Here is a 19,377-nt window from a genome sequence, read left to right as displayed (position 1 = left end):
GCAAAGAAACTTTATTATTTTTGAAAAATGAAGGTAATTAATGTGGTGTCGAAAGAGTCGGTTTTAGAGTTTCTGAACTTTCCAAAACTCCTTTTTCGGAAGGATAGAAATTATATCCGGCCTCTGGATCAGGATATTGAAAACGTCTTTGATCCCAGAAAAAATAAATTTTTCAGATCCGGCGAGTGCGAACGGTTCCTCTTTAAAAATGATGACAATAAAACCGTCGGAAAAATTGCAGTTTTCATTAATAAAAAATACACACAGGATCAGCCAACGGGTGGAATAGGTTTTTTTGACTGTATCGATCACCAGAAAACCGCAGATTTTATTTTTAATTTTGCTAAAGAATGGCTGCAGAAAAAAGGAATGGAAGCGATGGATGGGCCGATTAATTTCGGGGAACGCGATAAATTCTGGGGGCTTTTGACCGAAGGTTTTTCAGAACCACTTTATGGGATGAATTATAATCCGTCTTATTATAAAACACTTTTTGAAAATTATGGTTTTCAAATTTATTTCAATCAATTATGCTTTGGGAGAAAAATTCATCATCCGGTTGCAAATCATTTTTTAGCGATGCATCAGCGAATTTCAAAGAATAAAGAGATTAAGGCGAAACCTCTTCAAATCAAATTTTTGGAAAAATTCGCGAAGGATTTTACGGAAGTTTACAATCAGGCGTGGGCAAGTCATGGTGAAGGAAAACAATTGACGGAAATGCAAACGGTGAAAATGTTTAAAAGCCTAAAACCTGTTATCAATGAGCATATTTCCTGGTTCGTCTATGAAAATGAAAGGCCCATCGCGATGTGGATGAATATTCCCGATTTGAACCAGTGGATTAAATTCTTTAATGGAAAATTCGGACTTCTTCAGAAACTCTTATTTTTAATCATTAAAAAATTCAGGAAGAATAAAAAAATGGTAGGGCTGGTTTTCGGAATTATCCCGGAATGGCAGCGAAAAGGGATTGACGGATTTATGATTTGGGAAGGAACGAAACATTTTCGTGAAACCACTGATTTTGAAGATTATGAAATGCAGTGGATCGGAGATTTCAATCCTAAAATGATTAAAATTGCCGAGAATCTGGAAACAAAAGTCACCAGAAAACTGGCGACTTACCGATATCTTTTTGATGAAACTAAAGAATTTAAAAGACAGGAAACGGTTTAGTTAAATCTGTGAAAAATCAGTTGAATTTCACATCACGGATACTCAGAAAATAAGTGACATTTCCTTTCCAGTGATTTTCTTCTGCCGTGAAAGCGATGTCGAACGTTTTCTGTCTGAATTCATCCGCATATTTCCCTAATTTAAAGCCAATACATTCGATGTTTTTGCCGGTAGAATCCTGCTTTATAAAGAATTTAAGATGACTGTTTTCTTTGCCCATTGTTTTTACATAGCCCGAAAGTTTTTGATTTTTTAGAACCAAAACAGGTTTCATATTATCCGGACCAAATGGTGCAAGTTTTCTGTGGAAATTAAAGAAGTCTTTGTTCAGGTCATCAATTTCTACAACAGCGTCAATTTTTATGCTTGGTTCTTTCTGATGCTCCTGGATTTTCTCTGCAACTACTTTTTCGAATTTTTCTTTGAATAAATTTAATTTTTCCTTTTCCATAGAAAGTCCTGCAGCAGCTGGATGACCTCCGAATTTTAAAAATAAATCTGAGCATTCTTCCAGAGCATTATGTACATCGAAATCTGAAACCGATCGGGCAGAAGCAACAATTTCGCCATTGTTTCCATCTGCAAAAACAACGGTAGGTTTGTAGTACGTTTCTGTCAGTCTGGATGCGACAATGCCGATCACTCCCTTGTTCCAGCCGGCGCCATAAACAACGGTCGAGAAATTGGTAACCTGTCCGCTGGTTTCTACCTGCAGAAGAGCTTCGGTGGTACTGCTCATATCCATTTCGCGTCGGGAATCGTTTAAGTTTACGATATCATTTACGATTTGAGTCGCATGTTTCAGGTTGTCGGAAACCATTAATTCCACGGCGGCTTTCCCATGAGAAATCCGTCCGGCAGCATTGATTTTGGGAGCAATTTCGAAAACGATATTGGAGATTTCAAAAGTGGCGAGTTTATCTTCAGGAATTAGCATCCGCAATCCCAGGTTTCTGGACTTTCTTAAGATTTTTAAACCTTGTTTTGCGAGAACCCGGTTTTCCCCCGACATGGAAACGATATCTGCCGCAATAGAAATCGCAAGCAGATCGGTCAATTCAAAAAGTTCGGCTTCGGGGATTTTATAAAGGGTGTTCAGACCCTGACAAAGTTTGAAACCTACGCCACAACCCGAAAGTTCTTTAAAGGGATATCGGCAGTCTTTCCTTTTTGGATCCAAAACGGCAACGGCATCAGGGATTTCTTCGCCCGGTAAATGGTGGTCACAAATAATGAAATCAATTCCCAGTTCTTTGGCATAATCTATTTTGTCGAGTGCTTTGATTCCACAGTCAAGCGCGATGATGAGAGAGAAATCATTTTCTTTGGCATACTCGATTCCTGCTTTAGAAATACCGTAACCTTCAATATTTCGGTCCGGAATATAATAATCCAGGTATTTTTTCTCTACAATTTTACTGAGGTACAGATACATCAAAGCAACTGCGGTCGTCCCGTCAACATCATAATCTCCATAGACCATGATTTTTTCGCCGTTCTCGATCGCTGTTGCAATGCGGTCTACGGCCAACTGCATGTCCTTCATCAGGAAAGGATTGTGTATATCGTTGAGGTTGGGTTTGAAAAACTCTCGTGCTTTTTGATAATCATCGATGCCACGAAGGACGAGAATTTTGGATTCAAAAGTTCCAAATCCAAGAGACGAGCTTATTCCGTCGACAATATCCTCATCGGGTTCGGGTTTGTAAATCCATTTTTGACTCATAATCTCACAAAATTAGGGAAAAAAGTTGGAAGCCGAGGCGGAACTCAAAAGAAAAAACCGCTCAATTTTTTGAACGGTTTGTTTTTAAATATAAGGGAAAAGATATTTTAAGAATACATTTGCTGCTGTAATTCTTTCACTTTCTTATCTTCTAAATATTCGTCGTAGGTCATCTCTCTATCGATAATTCCTTTCGGAGTTAATTCGATAATACGGTTACAGACCGTTTGCAACATTTCGTGGTCATGAGAAGACAGCAAAATGTTTCCTTTAAAGCTAACCAAAGAGTTGTTCAAAGTGGTGATGCTTTCCAGATCCAGGTGATTGGTCGGTTCGTCCATTAACAGGATATTGGCGCGTTGCAACATCATTCTGCTGAACATACACCGCATTTTTTCCCCTCCCGAAAGAACGGTACAGGATTTTAAGGCTTCGTCTCCAGAGAAAAGCATTTTTCCTAAAAATCCTCGCATATATTCTTCATGGCGCTCTTCATCATTCTTTGTAAATTGTCTTAGCCAATCAACCAAGTTGATGTTTTCCTGGAAGAAACTTGAATTGTCAAGGGGCATGTAAGATTGGTTCGTTGTAATTCCCCAATTGAATGTTCCTTTATCAGCTTCTGTATTCCCGCTTAAAACCTGGAAGAATTCGGTAATTGCCAGGGAGTTTTTAGAAATCACGGCTACCTTATCTCCTTTCTTTAAATTCAGATTAATTTTAGAGAAAAGTAATTCGCCATCTTTGGTTTTTTCTAAATCTTTAACTTCCAGAATTTGATCACCGGCTTCACGCTCTGTATCAAAAATTATCGCAGGATAACGTCTGGATGAAGGTTTAATGTCTTCAATATTTAGTTTGTCGATCATCTTCTTACGAGCGGTTGCCTGTTTTGCTTTTGCTACGTTGGAAGAGAACCGGGCGATAAAGTCCTGCAATTCCTTTTTCTTTTCTTCAGCTTTTTTATTGGACTGCTGACGCTGTCTTGTCGCCAATTGAGAAGCTTGGTACCAGAACGAGTAGTTTCCGGTATATAAATTAAGTTTAGAATAATCTAAATCTCCGATGTGTGTACAAACGGTATCCAGGAAGTGACGGTCGTGAGAAACTACAATTACCGTATTTTCGTAAGTTGATAAGAAATCTTCTAACCAAGCGATGGTTTCGATATCCAGATCATTTGTTGGCTCATCCAGAATCAGAACATCTGGGTTTCCGAACAATGCCTGTGCAAGAAGTACTTTTACTTTGTTCTGATTTTCCAGTTCACCCATCATCTGATAGTGCATATCGTCTTTGATGCCGACATTAGAAAGCATCGTCATTGCGTCGGATTCAGAGTTCCAGCCGCCCATTTCGTCATAGATTACGCCAAGTTCACCCGCTTTAATTCCATCGGCATCAGAGAAATCTTCTTTTGCGTACAGCGCATCCATCTCTTCTTTGATTTTGAACAATATTTTGTTCCCTCTCAAAACGGTGTCGAGCACGGTAAAATTATCGTAAGCAAAGTGATCTTGCTCTAATACAGACATTCTTTTCCCCGGTTCAAGAGAAACGGTGCCTGTTGTAGGATCTTGCTGTTTGGTTAGGATTTTCAGGAAAGTAGATTTACCGGCACCATTGGCACCAATAATTCCGTAGCAGTTTCCTTTCGTAAACATAATATTTACCTCGTCAAAAAGTACTCTTTTTCCGAATTGTAAAGATAAATTAGATACTGTTAACATATAGTTTTGTAAATTTGATGCAAAATTACGAAAAGAAATCGGGTTTAATACATTGTTTAAAAAGTGTGAATTTAAACGCAGCGAAATTGATAATGACCAGCCCGATTAAAAAATCTGAAGTGTTATGTTAAAATTTTATAAAATTTAACAGTTTAAAGAATATCAAATTTACCATCAAAATGAAAATTGAAAAATCAATTGCAATCTACAATAAAAGAGCACGCTTTGAATATGAACTTTCTGAAGAAATAGAAGCGGGAATGGTACTTACTGGGACAGAGATTAAATCTTTGCGGTCGTCGAAAGCGAGTATCACCGAGTCCTTTTGTCAGTTTATTGACGGTGAATTGTACATCATAAATATGATGATTGATGAATATAAATTGGGAACTTTTTATAACCATAAGACGAAAAGGGAACGGAAGTTGCTATTGCACAAAAGAGAGTTGCAAAAGTTTGAAAAGAAACTGAAAGATGCTGGTAATACTATAATTCCTTTAAAACTTTATATAAATGATAAAGGAAAAGCCAAGATTCTTATTGCACTCGGTCGTGGAAAAAAACTCTTTGATAAACGCGAAAGCATAAAAGAAAGAGAAAACAAACGAAATCTCGACAGAATATTAAAGAAAAGTTAAAAAAAGACCAAAAATCTTTGTTTATGAAGAAAATTTATATTTATTTTGCATTATCAATTATTTAATCATTTAATTCTATGAAAAATCTAAAATTAGGAATTTCAGCATTGGCACTTACGATTGCCTCTACTGTTTTCGCTCAGACTACCAGCAACCCGTGGTTAATCGGTGTTGGTGCTCACGGAGTAAATCATGCTGCGGCAGGAGGAAATGTGGGAGATGTTTTCTCAACTGCTTTTGGCGGTAGTGATAACGGTCAGTTGTATAACATGAACAATTTTACAATTACACCTCCACTTTCAAAATTAACAGTTGCGAGAAACTTAAGCAAGTACTTAGTTCTTGACTGGCAAACCTCTGTAGGGAATGTTGACAACAAGAAAATCGGAATGGGGAAAGAGTTTTTCCTTATGACTGGTTTAGGTCTTCAATTTAAATTCAATGGTCTTTGGAATGAAGATTCTTGGTTCGATCCATATTTGAGAGCTGGTGCCAATTATTTGAGACATGACTATACCGGACAAGCAAATGCGCTTGACAAGGATGGTAAAAACATCGGTGCTGATCATTTTGCTCTTGCTACCGGTATCGGATCTAACTTCTGGATTACTAAAAGCTTCGGTTTAGGTGTTCAGGGAGATTACGTTTCTACGCCAGGAGACAAATCTAGTGTTGCTAACTTTTGGCAAGCTTCCGCATCTTTATTATTTAGATTCGGAAATACAGACAGAGATAAAGACGGAATTCTAGATAAAGATGACAGATGTCCTGACACTCCAGGTTTAGCGCAATTCCAAGGTTGTCCTGATACTGACGGAGACGGAATCCCAGATATCGATGACCAATGTCCAGATGTTGCAGGTCCAGTTGAAAACAACGGTTGTCCTTGGCCAGATACTGATGGAGATGGTGTTGTTGACAAAGATGATCTTTGTCCACAAGTTCCAGGTCCAGTAGAAAACAATGGTTGTCCTTGGCCAGATACTGACGGAGACGGAGTATTGGATAAAGATGACGCTTGTCCTACAGTTTTCGGACTTAAAGAATACAACGGTTGTCCTAAACCTAAAGAAGTAACAGGAGCTGAAGTTGAAGAGAATCTGAAAGCGGTTTATTTCGACTTTAATAAAGCAACTATCAATGCCAAATCTACAGGAGCATTAGATACAGCTGCTGATATCATTAAGAAAGATGGAGGAAGATTCCTATTAATCGGTGAAACTGATAAAAAAGGATCTGACGCATACAATTTAGAGCTTTCTAAGAAAAGAGCTGCTGCTGTAGTTTCTGCTTTAGACGCTAGAGGTGTTGAGCCAAGTGTACTTAAATCAATCGGTATCGGTGAGCAAAATGCTAAAGTAGCAGAAAACGCTTCAGACGCTGAAAGACAAGTAGACAGAAAAGTAGTCGTTAAATATATCGGTGATGATTCTGAATGGTCTAAATACCAAAAATCAGATGTTGTTGCTGCTAAAAAAGCCGCTGCTAAGAAAAAAGCTGCTGCAAAAAAGAAAAAATAATTAAATTATTATTCTAAATAATAAACACCCTCGGATTTCGAGGGTGTTTTTTTATAAACAAAATTGTATTTTTGTAATCAGAAAAAATCAAATAATATGGGACGCGCATTTGAATATAGAAAAGCTTCTAAAATGGCCCGCTGGGATAAGATGGCCAAAACGTTTTCTAAAATTGGTAAAGATATCGCTCTTGCGGTAAAAGCAGGAGGACCAGATCCCGATACTAATCCAGGGTTGAGAAGATGCATCCAAAATGCTAAAGGTGCTAATATGCCGAAGGATAACGTGGAGCGTGCAATTAAAAAAGCAAGTGGCGCTGACGCGGAAAATTATGAAGAAATTACCTACGAAGGCTATGGACAGGGTGGAGTCGCTTTTTTTATAGACTGTACAACAAATAACCCCACAAGAACTGTCGCCAATGTACGGGCAATATTCAATAAGTTTGACGGGAATCTGGGCAAGAACGGAGAGTTGGCTTTCATCTTTGACCGTAAAGGGATTTTCTCTCTGGACCGTTCCTTAATTAAATTGGATTGGGATGATTTCGAAATGGAAATGATTGATGGCGGCGCAGAAGAAATAGAACAGGACGAAGATGAAGTTTTCATTACCACAGCGTTTGAAGATTTCGGATCATTATCTCATAAATTAGACGAACTGGGTATTGAACCCAAAAGTGCGGAAATTCAAAGAATCCCAAATAACACCAAAGAAGTTTCGGAGGAGCATTTTAAAATAAATATGAAAATGCTGGAGCGTTTCGAAGACGATGATGATGTACAAAACGTATTTCACAATATGGAAATTACAGATGAATTAATGAATTCGCTTTAAGCAAAGGTTGCTAAATATTTTCTTTAGTAACTTTTTAGTTTAAAATGTAGAGAAATTTTCGATCTTAAATTCACCTTATAAAAAAACCAAAACTAAATTTAATAGTTTTGGTTTTTTTATAATCGATATTTTATAAATTATTTTAGAACATTAACTTCCAAAAAGCTGTCACCATATACTTTAATAAATGCTTTGGTGTAATCTTCCTTTACTGCAAAATTTGGATTCTCTAAAAACTTCTGTGGATTAACTGCAAACAACGGAAACCAGGTGCTTGAAATCTGAACCTGTATTTTATGTCCTTTTTTGAACGTATGCAGAACATCCTGCAATTTCACTTCTACTGCAGTTTTTTCATTGGGAACCAATGCTTCACCTTTCTCTCTTGAATTTCTGAATCTTGCCGGCATGATTTCACTTCGAACCAACTGGTGATAATTGCCATAAACGACACCATTCTTTTTTTCTTTCGGTACAAAATCCTGCGGATAAACATCAATTAATTTTACTGCAAAATCAACATCATTAGAAGTCGATGAGAAATTAAGTTTTGCTAAAATTTCTCCCGTCAAGGTAAGATCGTCTGTCAAAATATCGGTGGTAAAAGTTAACACATCCGGTCTTCCTGCGGCAAAACGCTGATCTTCACTCATGTAATTTCTCGGAGTGAAACCATTGAAATCTTTTATGTTTTCTGAGCTTAACACGGGATTTGCCGGATCGCTGTAATATTCTGAACTGCTATTGGAAGGACTTTTTTTAAAGGTTCGGTCTGCAAGATAGAAATTTACTTTCTCTGTATTCTTCGCAGGATAAGTACTGAATTCTTTCCATTCCATTTTTCCGGTGTCAAACATTGTTGCTTCCGGTAATCCTGCGTCAACTTTGGAATTTCCTTTTAAATAATGTTTAAAAAACGGAGTTTCTAATTTGGTTTGATAATAAGTCGCAATACTGTCTCCGAAATAAATCTCATTATGAAATTGATGTCCGGTTTCCCTTGACCAGCCGCCATGCGAGAAAGGTCCCATCACAATTGTATTCTTCGCTTTTGGACTTGTCTTCTCAATTGTTTTATAAATATTCAAAGGACCTGATAAATCTTCGGCATCGAACCAGCCCCCAACCGTCATCACGGCGTGGTTGATATTTTTCAGATGAGGAAGAATGCTTCTCTTCTGCCAATAATCGTCATAATTTGGATGATTCATAATTTCAGTCATAAAGAAATTATCTTTATAGTGTTTTTCATAACCATCTTTCAAAGTTCCCATGTCCCGGTAAAATTTTAATCCATCCTCAGAAGTCTGCTTTACGAAAGTATCCATATACCAGGCTTTATTTTCAGCTTTTGTTTTCTGAACTCCGAACACAGGAAATGTTCTGAAATAGCCAAGCATAAATTTTCCGTTATGAAGAAAATCATCATTCCAAAAATCGGAAATCGGCGCTTGCGGAGATGACGCTACCAAAGCGGGATGGTCAGAAAGAATTCCCGCAGCAGTATAAAACCCAGGATAAGAAGTTCCGTACTGGCCAACTTTTCCATTATTATTTGCAATGTGTTTCAAAAGCCAGTCGATGGTGTCATACGTATCGGTACTTTCGTCGACATCTTTTTTGGTTTTATGTACTACCTGTGGTGTCATGTTGGTAAATGTTCCTTCACTCATATATCTGCCGCGAACATCCTGATAAACGAAGATGTACTGATCTTTCATTAAATATGGGTTAGGACCGAGGGAAGATTTGTACTCATTTTCACCATAGGGCGCAACACTATAGCAGGTTCGCTGCATCAGGAAAGGGTATTTCTGGGATTTAGAAATGTCTTTCGGGATATAAACGGAAGTAAAAAGTTTTACGCCGTCCCGCATCGGGATATAAACTTCTTTTTTGGTATAATGTTCTTTAACAAAACTATTGTCAGGTTTGTTTTGAGCTATTGCTAAGACAAAACAGAGCGTAAAGAAAATCTGAAAGTATTTTTTCATGAAAATTATTTTGAACGAATTTATGAAAAAAAATGTAGAAATTTGAACGAGAATATGAAACAATGGAATTATTTGAAAACCTGCCGGATCCCGAGTTCAATTTACTTCCCCAAGATGGGACAGTCAATTATTACGGCAAAATTTTTAATCAGGAACAGTCAGATTACTTTTATCAGAAGCTTTTGCAAACCATCGACTGGAGAAATGATGAAGCCATTATTTTTGGAAAGAAAATCTTAACCAAAAGAAAAGTGGCGTGGTACGGCGAAGAAAATTTTGAATATACTTATTCAAAGACGACCAAGAATGCGCTTCCGTGGACCAAGGAACTATTAGAACTAAAAAAAACGGTTGAAGAAAAAACCGGTGAGCAGTTCAATTCCTGCTTGCTTAATCTCTATCATGACGGCAGCGAAGGAATGGCTTATCACAGCGATGGAGAAAAATATTTAAAGAAAAACGGAGCTATTGCTTCCTTAAGTTTAGGAGCTGAAAGAAAATTTTCATTTAAACATAAAACAACTAAAGAGAAAATTGAACTCATCTTAGAAAACGGCAGTTTATTAGTGATGAAAGCTCAGACGCAAAGTTTTTGGCTCCACCGGTTGCCGCCGACAAAAAAGATATTCTTGCCCAGAATCAATTTGACATTCAGAACAATAGATAAAACCGGCAAACAAATTTGATTTTTAATCGCTATATTTGAGGAGAGTATTTCACGATTTTAATAATGAATTCGCCCGGAATGACAAAAATTTATGAAAAAATTATATTTTTATTATGAAAATGGCTGATAATTTATCATTAAATTTGAGAATAATTTTTAACATTAAACAAATCAATTATGAAAAAAACAATCGCAATGGCTGCTTTGGCAGTTGCAGTTTCTTTCGGGTCAATCGCCTGTAAAAAGAAAGTTTCAGATGCAGAACTGCAAACGCAGGCAACCACGGTAGTAACTTCTAATCAGAACGCGTCGGTTGAAGTGAAAGATGGCCAGGCTCACCTGAGCGGAACGTTCACGGACCAAGCTGCCAGAGACGAAATGATTGCTTCTTTAAAAGCCATTCCAGGGATTAAAGATGTTCATGATATGTCAACGATACAAGCTCCTGTGGTGGTGGAAACTGTTTCAGTCGTAGATCCTGCAGTTCAGCAAAAAGTTGCGGATGCTGTGAAAGATTTCCCTTCGGTGAAAGTAGAGGTAGTAAACGGTGAATTAACTTTAACAGGTAATGTTTCTTCGGAGCAGGCGAAAAAAATCAAAATGTCTGTGGATGCTTTAAAAACTGGGAAAGTTAACTATAATTACACTGTAAAATAATTGAATATGAGTGCTTTACAAGATAAATATGCAAGTGTGATTTCTGCGGCAAAGTCCGCCGGAGTCTCTAATTTACAAGTTGCTGAAAAAGACGGAATTCTTTATATTTCAGGTAATACAACTACTACAGCAGCGAAAGATGCCGTATGGAACGCTCTTGGAGCGATCGATTCCACGTATTCGGCTTCTGACATCAATGTAGATGTGCAGGTTGCAGGATTGGCAGCTGGCGCTTCTCTTACGGTAGCTACGGAGTCTACAAGCCTTAATATGAGACAACAGCCTTCTACTGATGCCGCCGTGGTCGGTAAAGCTGCAAAAGGCGCCACTGTAACTTTGATAGAACAGAGTTCTGATGATTGGTGGAAAGTGAGAAATTCTGACGGTGAAGAAGGATATGCTTATGCAAGATATTTGCAGGCGTAATTTTAGCATTTCTAAAAATAGGAAACCTCTGATTATTCAGGGGTTTTTTATGTGTGTTCATCGCGTAAGAGGATTTGCCGGTGGAAAATTTCCTGAAAAAACTGCGGTCTTTATTATAATCTTTTACGTATTTTCATGTTTTGAAAAAGGATTTCCATTTCAATCGCTTGTCCAGCGCTGAAATTTTAACCATTTTTTAACAAAATAACATATATTTGTAAATCTTATAAGAAAATATAACATGAAAGGTCAAAACAAACTATTCGTCTTCATTATTATCGCTCTCGTAACAGGCGTAATCATGGGTGGCGTCGTGCATACACAGTATCCTGAGAGTTCCGAAGGATTTTCAAAAAATATAAAACTTCTTGGCACCGTCTTTATCCGCTTGGTACAGATGATTATTGCGCCCCTGGTATTTACCACTTTGGTGGTAGGAATTGCCAAGATGAGTGATGTAAAGATGATTGGGCGCGTAGGAACCAAAGCCATGCTTTGGTTTATTACTGCTTCATTAGTCTCTTTACTGATTGGATTAGTTTTTGTGAATTGGTTAGAACCGGGACGAGTAATGCAGCTTCCCAAACCTGCCGCAGATGCTGCCGGAGAAATGGTTGCACACAGTCAGGGGCTTTCTTTGGAGCAGTTTGTGACTCATATTATTCCGAAAAGTTTATTCGAAGCTTTTGCGACCAATGAGGTTTTGCAAATCGTAGTATTCTCTATTATGTTCGGCGTTGCGTTAGCCAATATGGGTGAAGAGTATACAAAACCTATTGTTAGAGGTTTGGATATTTGTGCCCATGCTATTTTAAAAATGGTAGGGTATATCATGTGGTTTGCGCCGCTTGGAGTATTAGGTGCAATTGCTGCGGTTGTCGCTACCAACGGATTTGATATTTTCAAAGTATATGCGATTTACCTGCGGGATTTCTTTTTTGCTTTAGCTGTTTTGTGGTTGGTACTTTGTATCGTAGGGTATATGATCTTGGGAAACCGCTTATTCGAATTATTACGGAGAATCAAAGAGCCTTTATTGATCGCATTTTCTACAACAAGTTCAGAAGCAGTTTTCCCGAAATTGGTTGAAGAACTCGAGAGATTCGGATGTAATAACAGAATTGTATCGTTTATTTTACCTTTAGGTTACTCCTTTAATCTGGATGGAAGTATGATGTATATGACCTTTGCAGCGATTTTTATCGCCCAGATTTACGGGATTGATATGACTCTAGGACAACAGGTTATTATGCTTTTGGTTTTAATGTTAACCTCCAAAGGAATCGCCGGAGTTCCAAGAGCGAGTCTGGTTATTATTGTAGCAACCTGTACCATGTTCGGAATTCCGCCGGAAGGAATTGCTTTGATTTTACCGATTGACCATTTCTGCGATATGGGAAGAAGTATGACCAATGTTTTAGGAAATGCTTTAGCAACTTCTGCAGTTTCGAAATGGGAAGGACAACTGGAAAATCACGGTGGAGATTTGTAAATAGTAAAAAACACTGCTGAATATGGGTAAATCGAGTATTATTAAACAACCCCATCTATTTAGCAATAAAGAAAAACAAAATCCCGAATTTTTTTCGGGATTTTGTTTTATTCAGAAGTATTACTTCAATGCTTTTTTCGCTTCTTCCGCTTTCGTGAGGTGATGCTCTAAAGTTGGCAGATGGGCAGAAGCAAAGGATTTTAGAGAAGCTTCAGTCCCACTGGATATTTCTTTTTTAAATTCTGCAATATCCATTTTGTGATCGCTGATCATTAGTTCAGTATAAGATTTATCAAAATCCATCCCTTTTTTCATTTTCAAATCATCGACTTTTTTCTGTTGGCTGGCGTCCAAAGATGCGGGTAGTTTGTAGCTGCCTTTGGAAGCCCAGTTTTTCAATTCATCGTTAATTTTTGTATGGTCCTCAACCATCATTTTTCCAAATGCTTTCACCTGCTCGTTAGCGGCATTTTTTTCAGCAATTTTTCCGAGCATTACCTCCATCATTCCTCCTTTTGCCGCGGCTTCAGCGAATTTTTTATCCTGATCGGTCATCATATTTATATTTTCTTTGGTTCCTGGCATATTTGCCGATTCTGCCGGCGTGGTGGTAGGCTCAGCCGGAGCTGTAGTAGAGGTGCCATCTGCAGAATGATCTATGGTGGTAGTTTCACTCTTTTTACAAGCTACCAATGCAGAGATAGCGAGAACCGTTACAATTGAATTTTTCATAATAGTGATTTTAAAAATGTTAAATAAATATTATATTTTCATCTCTCTGTATTTCAGCAATTTATTTGCCAAAAAAGCAGTGCATGGTGAGAATTCTTATTTTAAATTTTTAAAATGATTAAAATTTTGCAGTATTGAAAGAAGGCTGGAATCCTTTACTATTCATTGTTTGCTCTTCATGATATGTAAAATAAAAGGCAGCGGATTACATGTTTTTTATTTTTATTTACATAAATCATTATAGTCGTTGAAAATAAAATTGAGAGTTTTTCTTTTCTCCGGTTTTTGCTGAAAAATAGTTTTTGGGAATATTATCGTTGATGAGTTTTGGTGTAAGTATTTGATTTCTATTGATGAAGGAAGGTTCAAAATCTATATTTTACTTTCTTCACCAACCTTTTTATGAGCCGCCTGTCAAAATTTTCCTGCTAAATCTGTTATAAAGAATGGAAATGCCTTCAGGTTTAAATTAAAGACAGAAATGTTTATCTTTGCAAAATTATTTTTCTCACTTAACCCGTTTATAGCATGCAACTGTACAACACCTTAAGCGCAGAAGAAAGAGCTCAACTTATTGATGAAGCCGGTAAGCAACGTCTTACTTTGTCTTTCTATGCGTACGCTAAAATCTCAGATCCAAAAAAATTTCGCGACGAATTATTTATAGCCTGGAACGCACTCGATGCGCTAGGCCGTATTTATGTTGCCCATGAAGGAATTAATGCTCAAATGAGTATTCCTGCAGAAAATATAGACGGTTTCCGCGAGACGCTGGAAGTTTACGATTTTATGAAAGGCATCAGGTTGAATGTGGCTGTTGAGCAAGACGATCATTCTTTTTTAAAACTCACCATTAAAGTCAGACATAAAATTGTTGCCGACGGTTTGAATGATGATTCTTTCGATGTGACCAATAAAGGAATTCACTTGAAAGCCCAGGAATTCAATAGCTTACTTGAAGATCCAAATACGATTGTAGTCGATTTTAGAAATCATTACGAAAGTGAAGTTGGTCATTTTGAAGCCGCAATCACGCCCGATGTGGAAACTTTTAGAGAAAGCCTGCCCATTATTAATCAACAGTTACAGGATTTTAAAGAAGATAAAAACCTGTTGATGTACTGTACAGGCGGAATTCGTTGCGAAAAAGCCAGCGCTTATTTTAAACATCAGGGTTTTAAAAACGTTTACCAGCTGGAAGGCGGAATTATCGAATATACCCGTCAAATCAAAGAAGAAAATATTGAAAGTAAATTCATCGGTAAAAACTTTGTATTTGATCATCGATTAGGCGAAAGAATTACCGACGATATTGTTTCGCAATGCCATCAATGTGGCAAACCCTGTGATAATCATACGAATTGCGCGAATGATGCCTGTCATTTATTATTTATTCAATGTGACGATTGCAAAGCTGCGATGGAAAACTGCTGTTCTACCGAATGTTTAGAAATAACCCATTTACCTTTAGCTGAACAGGTAAAATTAAGAAAGGGAAAAGAAGTCGGAAACAAAGTTTTCCGAAAAGGAAAATCCGATGCTTTGACTTTTAAAAATTCCGGTGATTTACCTGCAAAACCTTTAGCAAAAGCAGAAACGAAAAATATCCGTCAAAAAATATCCGTTAAGAAAGTATGGGTTGGAAAGGCAGAACATTATTACACCAAATCGAGAATTGCCCAGTTTTTAATTGAAAATAAAGAACTTTCAGTAGGAGACAAGGTTCTGATTTCCGGTCCGACAACGGGAGATCAGGAACTGATAATCACTGAAATGTTCGCGAATGGAGGTTCTTGTGAAAACGCTAAAGAAGGCGATCAAGTCACTTTTGAAACTCCGTTTAGAATCCGTTTGTCTGACAAATTATATAAAATTTTAGGATCATGACAAAAAGCGGAAAAATAGAATTAATGTCGCCGGCCGGTGATTTCACTTCCATGCAGGCAGCGATTGATAACGGAGCAGATTCCATTTATTTTGGCGTGGAACAGTTGAATATGAGAGCGAGAGCTTCCATGAATTTCACTTTAGATGATTTGCCGGAAATCTCCAGAAGATGCTCAGAAAAAGGCGTTCGCACTTATCTGACACTGAATACGATTATTTACGATCACGACTTATCCTTAATCAAGACCCTTTTAGATAAGGCAAAAGCTGCTCATCTTACGGCAGTAATTGCGATGGATCAGGCGGTGATATCTTATGCGAGACAAATTGGAATGGAAGTTCATATTTCTACCCAAATTAATATTACTAATATCGAAACGGTGAAATTCTACGCACTTTTCGCCGATACCATGGTGATGAGCCGTGAACTAAGCATGACTCAAATTAAAAAGATCTGCGATCAGATTGTTAAGGAACAGGTAAAAGGTCCTTCAGGAAACTTGGTCGAAGTCGAGATTTTTGGGCACGGAGCGCTTTGTATGGCGGTTTCCGGAAAATGTTATTTGAGTCTGCATTCCGCGAATTCTTCTGCAAACCGTGGAGCCTGCAAACAGAACTGCCGTAAAAAATACACGGTTATTGATCAGGAAACGGGTTTCGAAATCGAGTTGGACAACGAATATATGATGTCGCCAAAAGATTTGTGTACCATCAGTTTTTTAGATCAAATTGTGGACGCTGGAGTTAGCGTTCTTAAAATCGAAGGTCGCGGAAGAGCACCGGAATATGTCGCAACCGTGACAAAATGTTACCGCGAAGCCATCGATGCAATTGCAGAGGAAACTTTCAACCAGGAAAAAGTAGAAGACTGGATGAAACAGCTTGAAACTGTTTATAACAGAGGATTTTGGGGAGGTTATTATTTGGGACAAGAGCTGGGAGAATGGTCTGCAGATAACGGTTCTGCCGCAACCCAGAAAAAGGTCTATATCGGGAAAGGCAGACATTTTTATCCAAAATCAAATATCGCAGAATTTTTAATTGAAGCCTACGATTTAAAAATTGGTGATAAAGTTTTGATTCAGGGACCTACAACAGGTTCGCGGGAAATGATTTTGGAAGCGATGAGAGTAGACGAAAAACCCGATGCAGCAAAAGCCGCGAAATCTGACGTGGTTACTTTTAAAACGGACTTTAAAGTAAGACCTTCTGATAAATTGTATAAAATTGTGCAAGCTAATTAATTGATAAATTATTTTGTACTTGAGAATTTAGGTAAATATTTTACTCAAGCACTCAAATATTCAAGCATCCAACTATTCAAAAATGGTCATTATAACGCTTCAACGGGATAAATGTATCGGCTGTAATTACTGTGCAGAATTTGCACCGGAGTATTTTCGGATGTCGAAAAAAGATGGGAAATCAGTTTTATTGAAAACGGAAAACAAGAAAGGGTTTTACACTTTAAAAATTCCAAATCCAGAAGCGTTTGAACCTTGCGACAAAGCCGCAAAAGCCTGTCCGGTCAAGATTATTTCGGTGAAAGAAATTTGAACTTCAAATAAATGATCAATTGCGTTTCACTGGAACGCGATTTTTTTTCACTATTTTTGAATATGAAAAAAACTGAAATCAGAAAAATATATTTAGCGAAAAAGGAGAAATTAAGTAAAGCCGAGATTGAAGGCTTCTCTAAGAAAATATTTTCCCGTTTTATCTCTGAATTTCAATTGAAGGAAAATCAGAAAGTGCATTGTTTCCTTTCTATTCCTGGGAAAGGTGAAGTTGATACGAAGGAGTTTCTCAACTATTTTTTTGAAAATAAAATCCGTGTTTTTGTACCGAAAATGATAAACACAAAATTAATCGCGCTTGAAATTACCAAAGAAACGACTTTAATTGAGAACTCCTGGGGAATAAAAGAGCCCGCTGGTGAAGAAGATTGTGGCGTCAAAGATTTTGATATCATCATTACGCCGCTTTTGTATTCCGATCATTTTGGAAACAGAGTGGGTTACGGAAAAGGCTTTTATGACCGGTTTTTTTCAGAAATCAATCCGAATGCGGTTAAAGTTGGCGTAAGTTTCTTTCCTCCCGAAGAAAAAGTGGAAGATATTTCAGCTTTTGATGTCCCGTTGGATTATTTGGTAACCCCGACAGAAATACTGTCTTTTGGCACTTTTGAATCGAAATCGACGAAGTAAAATTTGAATTCCTTTTTAAATTTGATGGGTGAAGGTTCCAGTACGTAATGCGCACTTTTTTCAAATGACCCGATTAAGCGGTTTTTGAAATCGAAGTATTCTACATAAAATTTTGCAAGATCCAAAGTGTCGTTCCCTCTGATTTCTTTCGTTACAGAAATATCTCCCACTTTTGCCGTTTGTACTTTCAAGCTGTCGAGTTGCTGGAGAAGTGGTTTTAGTCTATTGGAGTTAGGATCTACGAAATAGCTTTTCATCTGAGCATAAATTACAGAATCAATTTCGGTATCCCGGTTTCCCGCGGTATATAAAGTAGAGAGATCGAGCAGCTCTTGAATCTTTTGTTTCGTAATAAAAGTGATTGCCTGCGCGCTGTCCATTTTGGTGACAGGGTAGGATTTTTTATTGTTGTTGTTTCTAACGATTTCTAAATCAGATATTTGTGTGTTTTCTTTATTACAGGAAAAAGTAATTAAAAGTAAACTGATGAGGAGAAGAACAATTTTATTTTGGTTTTTCATCGGTGGCAATTTTAAATTTAATCATTATTATTTTGTTGTTTTTATCGTTCCTGGTGTCGATGACCTGTAGGTTTTCCAGTGAGGTCGATGGCAGGGTGACCAGATTGATATACCGTTGTTTATCCATGGTTTCTACGCCGTAGGTTTCGTTATCATAAACCTGGTAAATCAGAGCGTCATCACTAATTAGATAATTTAATGATTCTCTTTTCTTCTTTAAATCTTTGATCGATTTTGAATAGTAGAAAAGCATAATCGCATAATCATTAGGTTTCAGCTCGATGGTTTCCGCCTCGGGCGCGGTTTCCAGATTCCGTCGGATGGTATCTGTCTTATAATAGGGTGAAGATACGACCATCGTCAGGTTTTTTGATTTGGTGGTATAAACAAACGCTTCGTTGGGTTTGGCATTATATAAAATCGGCGATTCGTTTTCTTTGAGGATCTGTACTTGTAATTCTGCATTAATTGTTGTATTCCGGTCTGCATCAACAAAGCTATAATAGAATTTTTTACTGAAGAGTTCCTCTTTGAATACTAAAAGTCCCACCAAAACTGCTAAAATAGCAGAGATTCCCAACCAGATATACTTTTTTACAATTGATATGGTTGATTTTTGTTCAGTGGTATCGTAAGTAGTGAATGTGCCTTTCTTTTCCTTAATATTTTGATTATCAGTATTCGATATTTGTAAATCAGATTTTTCAGTCGTCGTTTCAGCCGGGTTATGTGCGGAAATATCCTGTTTCTGGATAATTCTGGTTTGTTGTAATGTGTTTTCTGCGTTTTCAGGATGATTTTCCAATTCGGCCTCTGGATTTTCATCAGAATCTTCTAATTCTTTTAAGATTTCATTGGCAAAAAGATGTTTCTTTTTAAAGTCGTACCATGAGACATAACCCGCATAAATGCTGAGGATGTTAAGCATGTCAATCCTGGGAAGTCTGGTTACAGGAGAATTTTTAAAATAGGTGTAAAACGATTTTTCGCTGATATTTCCTTTAGCGATCTTTCGTAGATCTTCTTGAAAATAGATGATGTCAATCCCTTTCCATTTTGATATATTATCATAGGAAGGGGTGTGTTGGCTTAAATATTGAGTTTGAACCTCATTTTTTAGCTGTTCAAAGTGTAATAAATCTAAATCGCTCAATTGCTATTTTT

At 37.4% G+C, this 19,377-nt stretch carries 18 protein-coding genes; 12 read left to right on the top strand and 6 right to left on the bottom strand.

Annotated features, from left to right (window positions below):
• The first annotated feature begins 27 nt into the window (after positions 1-27).
• On the top strand, positions 28-1,179 hold the full coding sequence (locus QF004_RS07595) for a hypothetical protein (RefSeq protein ID WP_307424604.1): 1,152 nt from the start codon (positions 28-30) through the stop codon (positions 1,177-1,179).
• Between the two features lie 16 nt (positions 1,180-1,195).
• On the opposite strand, the gene recJ is transcribed toward QF004_RS07595, so the two are convergent.
• Complete coding sequence (recJ, locus tag QF004_RS07590; RefSeq protein ID WP_133438894.1) at positions 1,196-2,905, bottom strand: single-stranded-DNA-specific exonuclease RecJ; 1,710 nt, start codon at positions 2,903-2,905, stop codon at positions 1,196-1,198.
• Positions 2,906-3,012: 107 nt separating this feature from the next.
• Positions 3,013-4,635 carry an ABC-F family ATP-binding cassette domain-containing protein gene (locus QF004_RS07585; protein WP_133438893.1) on the bottom strand — a complete coding sequence of 541 codons (1,623 nt, stop codon included), beginning with the start codon at positions 4,633-4,635 and terminating at the stop codon, positions 3,013-3,015.
• A 179-nt stretch (positions 4,636-4,814) separates the two neighbouring features.
• Between QF004_RS07585 and smpB the strand changes: the two genes are divergently transcribed.
• The 3 genes from smpB to QF004_RS07570 all read left to right on the top strand — a co-directional run bounded on the left by smpB (position 4,815) and on the right by QF004_RS07570 (position 7,630).
• On the top strand, positions 4,815-5,273 hold the full coding sequence (gene smpB / locus QF004_RS07580; protein WP_034719015.1) for an SsrA-binding protein SmpB: 459 nt from the start codon (positions 4,815-4,817) through the stop codon (positions 5,271-5,273).
• 77 nt (positions 5,274-5,350) lie between these two features.
• Positions 5,351-6,793 carry an OmpA family protein gene (locus QF004_RS07575; RefSeq protein ID WP_133438892.1) on the top strand — a complete coding sequence of 481 codons (1,443 nt, stop codon included), beginning with the start codon at positions 5,351-5,353 and terminating at the stop codon, positions 6,791-6,793.
• A gap of 96 nt (positions 6,794-6,889) precedes the next feature.
• Positions 6,890-7,630, top strand: a complete 741-nt coding sequence (locus QF004_RS07570; RefSeq protein WP_133438891.1) for a YebC/PmpR family DNA-binding transcriptional regulator — start codon at positions 6,890-6,892, stop codon at positions 7,628-7,630.
• A gap of 137 nt (positions 7,631-7,767) precedes the next feature.
• Here the strand turns inward: QF004_RS07570 and QF004_RS07565 are convergent, their stop codons facing one another.
• On the bottom strand, positions 7,768-9,624 hold the full coding sequence (locus tag QF004_RS07565; protein WP_307424581.1) for a CocE/NonD family hydrolase: 1,857 nt from the start codon (positions 9,622-9,624) through the stop codon (positions 7,768-7,770).
• Positions 9,625-9,686: 62 nt separating this feature from the next.
• Between QF004_RS07565 and QF004_RS07560 the strand changes: the two genes are divergently transcribed.
• From QF004_RS07560 to QF004_RS07545, 4 genes are all read left to right on the top strand, one after another.
• On the top strand, positions 9,687-10,310 hold the full coding sequence (locus QF004_RS07560) for an alpha-ketoglutarate-dependent dioxygenase AlkB (RefSeq protein ID WP_307424579.1): 624 nt from the start codon (positions 9,687-9,689) through the stop codon (positions 10,308-10,310).
• Between the two features lie 158 nt (positions 10,311-10,468).
• Positions 10,469-10,948 (top strand): BON domain-containing protein, encoded by a 480-nt coding sequence (locus QF004_RS07555; RefSeq protein ID WP_133438888.1) that lies wholly within the window; start codon positions 10,469-10,471, stop codon positions 10,946-10,948.
• Positions 10,949-10,954: 6 nt separating this feature from the next.
• On the top strand, positions 10,955-11,374 hold the full coding sequence (locus QF004_RS07550) for an SH3 domain-containing protein (protein WP_133438887.1): 420 nt from the start codon (positions 10,955-10,957) through the stop codon (positions 11,372-11,374).
• Between the two features lie 241 nt (positions 11,375-11,615).
• Positions 11,616-12,866, top strand: coding sequence for a dicarboxylate/amino acid:cation symporter (locus QF004_RS07545; RefSeq protein WP_133438886.1), 1,251 nt, complete (start codon positions 11,616-11,618; stop codon positions 12,864-12,866).
• Positions 12,867-12,986: 120 nt separating this feature from the next.
• Here QF004_RS07545 and QF004_RS07540 read toward each other — a convergent pair whose 3' ends face one another.
• A complete protein-coding gene (locus tag QF004_RS07540; protein WP_307424574.1) occupies positions 12,987-13,598 on the bottom strand; it encodes a DUF4142 domain-containing protein in 612 nt (203 codons plus the stop codon).
• Between the two features lie 528 nt (positions 13,599-14,126).
• Between QF004_RS07540 and QF004_RS07535 the strand changes: the two genes are divergently transcribed.
• The 4 genes from QF004_RS07535 (at position 14,127) to QF004_RS07520 (ending at position 17,692) form a co-directional block, all read left to right on the top strand.
• Positions 14,127-15,485, top strand: a complete 1,359-nt coding sequence (locus tag QF004_RS07535) for a rhodanese-related sulfurtransferase (protein ID WP_307424570.1) — start codon at positions 14,127-14,129, stop codon at positions 15,483-15,485.
• On the top strand, positions 15,482-16,729 hold the full coding sequence (locus QF004_RS07530; protein ID WP_307424567.1) for a peptidase U32 family protein: 1,248 nt from the start codon (positions 15,482-15,484) through the stop codon (positions 16,727-16,729). The genes QF004_RS07535 and QF004_RS07530 overlap by 4 nt, the downstream gene beginning before the upstream one ends.
• An 82-nt stretch (positions 16,730-16,811) precedes the next feature.
• The gene (locus tag QF004_RS07525; RefSeq protein WP_133438882.1) at positions 16,812-17,042 is read left to right on the top strand and encodes a ferredoxin; all 231 of its coding nucleotides are present in this window, start codon (positions 16,812-16,814) and stop codon (positions 17,040-17,042) included.
• Positions 17,043-17,104: 62 nt separating this feature from the next.
• Complete coding sequence (locus QF004_RS07520; protein WP_133438881.1) at positions 17,105-17,692, top strand: 5-formyltetrahydrofolate cyclo-ligase; 588 nt, start codon at positions 17,105-17,107, stop codon at positions 17,690-17,692.
• On the opposite strand, the gene QF004_RS07515 is transcribed toward QF004_RS07520, so the two are convergent.
• Positions 17,629-18,213, bottom strand: a complete 585-nt coding sequence (locus QF004_RS07515; RefSeq protein WP_133438880.1) for a hypothetical protein — start codon at positions 18,211-18,213, stop codon at positions 17,629-17,631. The two genes, QF004_RS07520 and QF004_RS07515, sit on opposite strands and share 64 nt — an antisense overlap.
• Entirely contained in the window at positions 18,197-19,366 is a 1,170-nt protein-coding gene (locus QF004_RS07510) for a hypothetical protein (RefSeq protein WP_307424560.1), read from the bottom strand. The genes QF004_RS07515 and QF004_RS07510 overlap by 17 nt, the downstream gene beginning before the upstream one ends.
• Positions 19,367-19,377 lie beyond the last annotated feature (11 nt).

Origin of the sequence: Chryseobacterium sp. MDT2-18, assembly GCF_030815285.1 — a bacterium.
Classification (GTDB): Bacteria; Bacteroidota; Bacteroidia; order Flavobacteriales; family Weeksellaceae; genus Kaistella; species Kaistella salivictor.
Note: the sequence above shows the minus strand (reverse complement) of the source record. Positions and strands in the feature narration are given on the sequence as shown.

What these genes read in the sequence shown, in the direction of transcription:
- QF004_RS07555 (WP_133438888.1), top strand. Translation starts at nt 10,469, where the DNA reads ATGAAAAAAACAATCGCAATGGCTGCTTTGGCAGTTGCAGTTTCTTTC.
- QF004_RS07530 (WP_307424567.1), top strand. Translation starts at nt 15,482, where the DNA reads ATGACAAAAAGCGGAAAAATAGAATTAATGTCGCCGGCCGGTGATTTC.
- QF004_RS07575 (WP_133438892.1), top strand. Translation starts at nt 5,351, where the DNA reads ATGAAAAATCTAAAATTAGGAATTTCAGCATTGGCACTTACGATTGCC.
- QF004_RS07535 (WP_307424570.1), top strand. Translation starts at nt 14,127, where the DNA reads ATGCAACTGTACAACACCTTAAGCGCAGAAGAAAGAGCTCAACTTATT.
- QF004_RS07550 (WP_133438887.1), top strand. Translation starts at nt 10,955, where the DNA reads ATGAGTGCTTTACAAGATAAATATGCAAGTGTGATTTCTGCGGCAAAG.
- recJ (WP_133438894.1), bottom strand. Translation starts at nt 2,905, where the DNA reads ATGAGTCAAAAATGGATTTACAAACCCGAACCCGATGAGGATATTGTC.
- QF004_RS07520 (WP_133438881.1), top strand. Translation starts at nt 17,105, where the DNA reads ATGAAAAAAACTGAAATCAGAAAAATATATTTAGCGAAAAAGGAGAAA.
- QF004_RS07545 (WP_133438886.1), top strand. Translation starts at nt 11,616, where the DNA reads ATGAAAGGTCAAAACAAACTATTCGTCTTCATTATTATCGCTCTCGTA.
- QF004_RS07515 (WP_133438880.1), bottom strand. Translation starts at nt 18,213, where the DNA reads ATGAAAAACCAAAATAAAATTGTTCTTCTCCTCATCAGTTTACTTTTA.
- QF004_RS07540 (WP_307424574.1), bottom strand. Translation starts at nt 13,598, where the DNA reads ATGAAAAATTCAATTGTAACGGTTCTCGCTATCTCTGCATTGGTAGCT.
- QF004_RS07525 (WP_133438882.1), top strand. Translation starts at nt 16,812, where the DNA reads ATGGTCATTATAACGCTTCAACGGGATAAATGTATCGGCTGTAATTAC.
- QF004_RS07595 (WP_307424604.1), top strand. Translation starts at nt 28, where the DNA reads ATGAAGGTAATTAATGTGGTGTCGAAAGAGTCGGTTTTAGAGTTTCTG.
- QF004_RS07565 (WP_307424581.1), bottom strand. Translation starts at nt 9,624, where the DNA reads ATGAAAAAATACTTTCAGATTTTCTTTACGCTCTGTTTTGTCTTAGCA.
- QF004_RS07560 (WP_307424579.1), top strand. Translation starts at nt 9,687, where the DNA reads ATGGAATTATTTGAAAACCTGCCGGATCCCGAGTTCAATTTACTTCCC.
- QF004_RS07585 (WP_133438893.1), bottom strand. Translation starts at nt 4,635, where the DNA reads ATGTTAACAGTATCTAATTTATCTTTACAATTCGGAAAAAGAGTACTT.
- QF004_RS07570 (WP_133438891.1), top strand. Translation starts at nt 6,890, where the DNA reads ATGGGACGCGCATTTGAATATAGAAAAGCTTCTAAAATGGCCCGCTGG.
- smpB (WP_034719015.1), top strand. Translation starts at nt 4,815, where the DNA reads ATGAAAATTGAAAAATCAATTGCAATCTACAATAAAAGAGCACGCTTT.